This window comes from Candidatus Oleimmundimicrobium sp. (assembly GCF_030651595.1).
Lineage (GTDB): Bacteria > Actinomycetota > Aquicultoria > UBA3085 > Oleimmundimicrobiaceae > JAUSCH01.
This window is the reverse complement of sequence record NZ_JAUSCH010000135.1, coordinates 1-1,054: the sequence shown is the minus strand read 5'-3', so window position 1 is coordinate 1,054 and position 1,054 is coordinate 1. Positions and strand designations below refer to the sequence as shown.

Genomic DNA, 1,054 nt, shown 5'->3' with positions numbered 1-1,054 from the left:
ATTACGGCACAGATCGAAAAAAGAGGCGGCGAAATAGTAACACTCAAGAAGTGGGACGAACGCCAGCTTGCTTACGAAATTGACGGTAAGACCAGAGGTACATATATCCTTGTGTACTTTAACTGTGAACCGGCGTCGATTGCCAGCATCGAGCGCGATAATAATCTTTCCGAAGATATTATGCGTGCGATGATCCTGAGGGCGGATTTCATCGCCTCACCGGAACAGATGGACAAGAAGGCGCCTACGATCACAGACCTCAAACACAGGGTCTCTGACGAGGGCTGGCGCAGAGACGACGATGTCGCGCCTATCGGCATTGACGAAGCTGACGACATTGACGATGTCGAAGATGTTGTCGATGATGAGTAGACCGTAACATAAGACGGAATATAGGAGATACAAATGTCCAGTTATAACAGAATCATACTTCTCGGCAATATGACGCGCGACCCGCAGTTGTCATATCTGCCAAGCGGAATGCCGGTGGTAGACTTCGGTATTGCCACAAACAGGAAATGGACGGGACAGGATGGTCAGCAGCGTGATGAAATCTGTTTCGTAGATTGCCGTCTGTTTGGCAAGAGGGCTGAAGTAGTGCAGCGGTATTTCAAGAAAGGTAATCCTATCTTTGTTGAAGGCCGGCTCACTCTGGACAGTTGGACTGCCCAGGACGGCACCAAGAAAAGCAAGCATCGCGTGAGTGTTGACAACTTTGAATTTGTCGGCGGCGCTCAGGGCGGCGGCCAATCATCGGGCGGGCAACCGGCGGATGATGGCGGCTATAACCGGCAGGCTCCGCAGGGCGGCGGCTATGGCGGCGGTTACAACGCCCCGGCAGCCGGTCAGCAGCCGCAACAGCAGCAGTACCGTCCGCAGAATGTTCCGCCGATGGCTCCGCCAATGCAGGATCCTTCGGGCGGGCCGCAGGCGGACGATTCGTTCGATCCTGACGATATTCCGTTTTGATGTGGTTGGAATGATGGATGCGACAAGGCGGGAGCCGACAGGTCGCTTCAAAGATCCGACTTTTGATAATATAAAAGATTAAGTC

The 1,054-nt window shown here is 53.0% G+C and carries 2 protein-coding genes; both read left to right on the top strand.

Translation table 11 applies throughout. From position 1 onward, the window contains the following. Positions 1–372: 30S ribosomal protein S6 (rpsF, locus tag Q7U95_RS08110; RefSeq protein ID WP_308753477.1), on the top strand; the 372-nt coding region annotated here is incomplete at its 5' end. A 33-nt stretch (positions 373–405) separates the two neighbouring features. Then, the gene (gene ssb, locus Q7U95_RS08105; RefSeq protein ID WP_308753475.1) at positions 406–969 is read left to right on the top strand and encodes a single-stranded DNA-binding protein; all 564 of its coding nucleotides are present in this window, start codon (positions 406–408) and stop codon (positions 967–969) included. Positions 970–1,054 lie beyond the last annotated feature (85 nt).